This is a genomic window from Enterococcus sp. 3H8_DIV0648 (assembly GCF_002140655.1).
GTDB classification, from domain to species: domain Bacteria; phylum Bacillota; class Bacilli; order Lactobacillales; family Enterococcaceae; genus Enterococcus_A; species Enterococcus_A hulanensis.
Genome location: NZ_NGLG01000002.1, coordinates 525,182 through 530,150 on the forward strand (window position 1 = coordinate 525,182; position 4,969 = coordinate 530,150).

At 40.1% G+C, this 4,969-nt stretch carries 4 protein-coding genes; all 4 read right to left on the reverse strand.

Annotated elements, in window-relative coordinates:
* Positions 1–30: 30 nt before the first annotated feature.
* The 4 genes from A5875_RS18845 to A5875_RS18860 all read right to left on the reverse strand — a co-directional run bounded on the left by A5875_RS18845 (position 31) and on the right by A5875_RS18860 (position 4,960).
* Entirely contained in the window at positions 31–2,613 is a 2,583-nt protein-coding gene (locus A5875_RS18845; RefSeq protein ID WP_176244755.1) for an ABC transporter permease, read from the reverse strand.
* On the reverse strand, positions 2,613–3,299 hold the full coding sequence (locus A5875_RS18850) for an ABC transporter ATP-binding protein (RefSeq protein ID WP_088935119.1): 687 nt from the start codon (positions 3,297–3,299) through the stop codon (positions 2,613–2,615). The genes A5875_RS18845 and A5875_RS18850 overlap by 1 nt, the downstream gene beginning before the upstream one ends.
* A 105-nt stretch (positions 3,300–3,404) precedes the next feature.
* The gene (locus A5875_RS18855) at positions 3,405–4,292 is read right to left on the reverse strand and encodes a sensor histidine kinase (protein ID WP_088935120.1); all 888 of its coding nucleotides are present in this window, start codon (positions 4,290–4,292) and stop codon (positions 3,405–3,407) included.
* 2 nt (positions 4,293–4,294) lie between these two features.
* The gene (locus tag A5875_RS18860) at positions 4,295–4,960 is read right to left on the reverse strand and encodes a response regulator transcription factor (protein ID WP_088935121.1); all 666 of its coding nucleotides are present in this window, start codon (positions 4,958–4,960) and stop codon (positions 4,295–4,297) included.
* Positions 4,961–4,969: the final 9 nt, after the last annotated feature.

The window sequence follows — 4,969 nt, forward strand, 5'->3', positions numbered from 1 at the left end:
TTCCATACGTTAAAAACAAACTAACCTCATTTACTCTATGCGATTCATTTCTTCCAAAATACTTGTCTTTTTCAAATACCCTGTAAGATAACTGCTAACTACTAAGCAGATAATAAGTGATGCTCCCGAAATCACCAGATAATTCAGAAATGGGAATTGATAGCTTTTTCCTAAAAGATACATCTGATTCTTTTGGTACAGGGCTTTCATGATTGGGGATGAACCAATGATCGTAATTAGCAGCGCAGCAGCAACGAAAAAGATATTTTCAAGCAGAATGATTTTGCTGAAATCTCGATAGGTCATCCCAATCGCCTTAAAGAGAAAAAGCTCTCTTTTGCGCGTTTCAATGCGATATTTTAAACTGTTAATCAAGTTGGTGATCGCTAAAATAAAGACGACAAAGGCAATCCCAAAAACGTAGACACGCTCTTTGTGATATATCGAATACAACTGTTCTTTTTCATCGATCATACTTCTAGCTGTCACATTTTGGTTTTTCACCGCTAGATGGATTAGTTGATTCTCAATCTCGGTCTGTCCTTTCTTTGAAAGATCCGGATTAGCGTGAAGATTGATTGTTTCATACGCTGGCTTCGGGATAACATTTTTAAAGTGGGTTTCTGACGTTATCAGCAAAGGATAGATCTGCTCCAGCTGGGAGACAATCGGCATATAAGTATAATAGACAATCGACGCGATCTTATAGTGTTTATCGATATATTTTTGGTTCATATCGGAAAAAGTCCAATACTCAGGATCGGCTGTGTTGAGATCTTCTCGATAACTGATCTTGAGCGAATCGTTGATTTGATAGTCCATGATTGGTCGACCATTTTTGAAAAAGCCGACCATGTCCTTCGATCTGCCAGATTCACTTGTCGTTGGCATCGCCACGATAACCTCATTTTCTTTTAGCTTGCTAAAATCTCGCGTTCCCTTAAGCCAATAATTTTGAAGTTTTTTCAATGCAGCTGCATTATAGCCTTTCAATTTGGTCCGATAGACTTCCTTACCTGCGTGATTCTTGCCGTGTAGCTCAAAACCGTATGATTTTTTGATATTTTTATTTTGCTGATCAATAAACGAAATGTTGCGCTTCAGACCAGTGTCCCTTACTTGGATGGGAAGAGCACTTTGCGTTTCCACTGCATTGACGTTGCCAATTGCGCAGATTTTTTTTAGCGTTTTTTGTGTGATCCCAACATTCGGTGTGCGATCATCATTGGTACTCATGATAAAATCACTACTAAAAAAATCGGTATCGATCTTGATCTGCTGAGTTTGGTTGGCTAAATCAGACTGATACAGCAGCCCCATAAACAGACAGCTTCCGATGGTCAGTGAGACAATAATATAAATCGTCGTGCGAATGTCTTGAGCAATATATTTACGTGCTAAATCCCAAGCAATAGGGATTCTCGTTTGGTGATTGACAGAAAAAGTCCTCATATTCTGCTGCCCGCTATTAAAAATCGTTTCGATGATTCCTTCCTTATTGATAATTTTACTAGCAATCAGCCCAATTAGAAGCAAAGCAAAAACAAATGCCAACAGGCAAACAGCGATCGGCAGATAAGGAATGACTAAATCAAATCTATCTGCTTTGCCCCAGAAAAATATCTCCATCATCTGGTCTTTAGATAGTACAGTCACTAAATGAGATGTGCCCCAGCCTAGCAGCACGCCAAGCGGAAGAGCAGCAAAAAAGAGGAGAAATAATTCATAGATGACCAGCTGACGTATCTGGTTTTTGGTTAACCCGATCGCTCGAAAGATGCCATATTGATTTTTTCGAGTCATCAAGGCTACACGATAAATCCCATAAACGATCGACAAACAAACAACGAGCAACAGGATACCGATCTCTAAGTCCAATAGAAATGATGCGGTGGAGCTGCTTTTCCAGACATTTGGGCTGAACTGTTTTTTATGTAAGCCTAGTTTTCTTTGGAGCTCTTTTCGTTGGTGCTCTTTATCTACTCCCGGCTTAAAAGCGAAACGAGCAGTCTGTAGCTGATTCCCCATACTCGAAAAATCAAAAAAGGTATAGAGCGTAAGACTGGCCGAACGTTTATTGAAGGCGAGATCATTGATGATCCCTACGAGCTCTAATTCGATAGCTTCCTTCCCTTTTCCAGCAATAGGCAGTTTGAATTTTTGCCCGACGGTCGGATGGAGTCCCAGATTCAATAGCGTCCACTTTTCAGCAACGATCTCCCCTGACTTCTTGGGCATCCGCCCCTTAAGCATAGTGGAAACCGTAAGAATTTCTGTTGGGTTCGCTGCTACTAGATTTCCTCGTTGATTTCCTGCTGTTTGAACCTTTGCTACTTCTCGACTTAAACCTAGATGCTCAATCGCTGGATCATTTTCCAATTGCTTTATTTGCTTGGCATTCAGCTCATTGATCTCATAGTCCATTGCTGTATAGATAAATAAGTTCTGTTTCTCCGTGATTTGCTGATTGGTATGAAGCAGAGTAAAAATACTAACGATCAGACTAATCGTCAAAATAAAACTTAGCAACAGCGCTAAGGTGTTTTTCCGATAGGCACGAATAAAGCGAAGACAAATTTCTAATAGCGTCTTTCTATTTTTTACTTTTTTCATCACGACCATCCTCGTTCTGAAGCTGAGAGAAATTGCCCATCTTCCAAACGAATCACTCGATCCGCCAACTGAGCGATTTCTTCATCATGAGTGATCATTACCATTGTTTGGTTGAACCGTTGGCTGGTGATACGCAAGAGGCCCAGCACTTCCCTACTGGTCCTCGTGTCCAGATTTCCCGTAGGTTCATCCGCAAAAATAATTGCTGGCTTTATTGCCAAGGCGCGAGCGATCGCTACTCGTTGCTGCTGTCCGCCGGATAAATTATTCGGAAACTCGTCCTGCTTCTCTGTTAAACCTAAAACACGAATAATTTCCTGCACATACTCCTGATCGATCTCACTCCCATCTAGTCGAATGGGAATCGTAATGTTTTCCCAAACACTCAGCATTGGAACCAAATTGTATTTTTGAAAAACAAAGCCAATGTTGCGTCGTCTGAAAATAGTTAGTTCTTCATCTGAAAGCAGACCTAAATCATTCCCTTGGATCATAACTTCGCCGCTGGTCGGCTGATCCAATCCGCCTAAAATATGCAGCAGCGTTGATTTCCCGCTTCCGCTTGTTCCAACAATAGCAAGAAACTCCCCTTTCGGAATACTCAAATCGACTCCTTTTAGAGCATGCGTAACTGTCTGACCCTTCATATAATTTTTCACCACATTTCGAACTTCCACGATATTCATTTTTCTCACCCCATATAAAAAATGTCTGCGTTGTTCCCTACAATACAGACATTATCAAGTCAATCTATAAAAGTTGTTTCCACAATCTCACAGTTCTGAGAGATTTTATTTTTGCGGCAAAAATACTGAAAAATCTGAGCCTTTGTTTAGTGTTGACTGGACTCGAATATAGCCTTTTTGAGCTTCGATGATTTGTCTGGTTAAATAAAGACCGAGCCCAATGCCTTCCTTTTCTCTTACATCGGCACTCCGATAAAAGCGCTGAAAAATCTTATTTTGTTCCTCTTCACGAATGCCGATCCCATTGTCTGATATTGTGATTCTGGTAAACAGAGAGTACGACTCTGCCTTCACAATAATTTTTCCAAACTCCAGCGAGTATTTTATAGCATTTTCCAAAATATTCACTAATGCTTCCGTTGTCCATTTCAAGTCAAAAATAGCCGAAAGATCATCGACTGGCTCATATACGATCACAATCTGTTTATCCAGTGCCTTTTCTCTTACCGCTTCTTCGACTGCTTTTAGCAAAACAGCAAGAGAACATTGACTGACATTCGGCTGAATGATCCCATTTTCCAGGCGGGACATTTTGATCAAAGCTTTGATCAAGAAATCCAGTTTCTCTGATTGTCTTCGAAGTGCAGACACTTCCTTTGAATCACCATATTTCTCCTCTAGTAATTGTGAGTATAGTGAGATATTTGCCAATGGTGTCCCTGTTTGATGGGAAATGTCTGCAATCAAAGATTGAACTGAATTTTTTTGCTGACGGAGTCTTTCCTCCGTTGTCGTTCGATCTGTTAAAAAACGAAACAAGTCGTTTTCGATCGATGAGAATTGTGTCTCGCTATATTTAGTTACTTTTAAGCTGCCAGCGTTGGCTGCGTCAATCATCTTGCTAAGCCGAAATAACAATTTTTCCTCACGCTTATTGAAATAAATGATCAATACCATAAACAAAACGATCAAAACCAAAAGCAGTTTTACCATATCTATCTCCACGAATAGCCCAGACCATAGGCTGTTGTAATGTGCTGTGAATGATTTGGGTTTCTTTCCAGTTTTTCCCTTAGGCGATTGATGGTAACTGTAAGAGCATGTTCATCGACAAACTCACTTTCTCCCGCCCAAATTTCATCAATTAAATAGGAACGTTTTAAAACTGTTCCTCTATTAGCAATCAATAATCTCAATAAACGCTGTTCCGTCTTGCTTAATTCCGTAAGCTGATTCTGTACATAAAAGCACATTTTTTCAAAATCAAAATGATACTCCTCCGAAGTAAAAATACCACTGCTCTGTTTTTCCCTTAATTGAACAGCCACCCGAGCCCGTAAGACCATCAAGCTGAAAGGCTTAGTTATATAATCATTCGCCCCTAGCTCCAATCCGATAATGATATCCGATTCTAGATCATTAGCGCTGATCATGATGATTGGAATATCACTGGATAAGCGAACTTTTTTTAGAAAATCGATCCCTGAACCGTCAGGCAGATTGATATCAAGCAGGATCAAGTCGATGCGTTCTCTGGCGAATAAAGAATGGGCGTCTTCAATTTTTGTACATTGACTGATTTGATAATCTGACTGATGAAGTGCCAACTTGATGCCATCGTTTAGATTGAGATCATCTTCCACGATTACTATTCTTTTCATCTAATAACC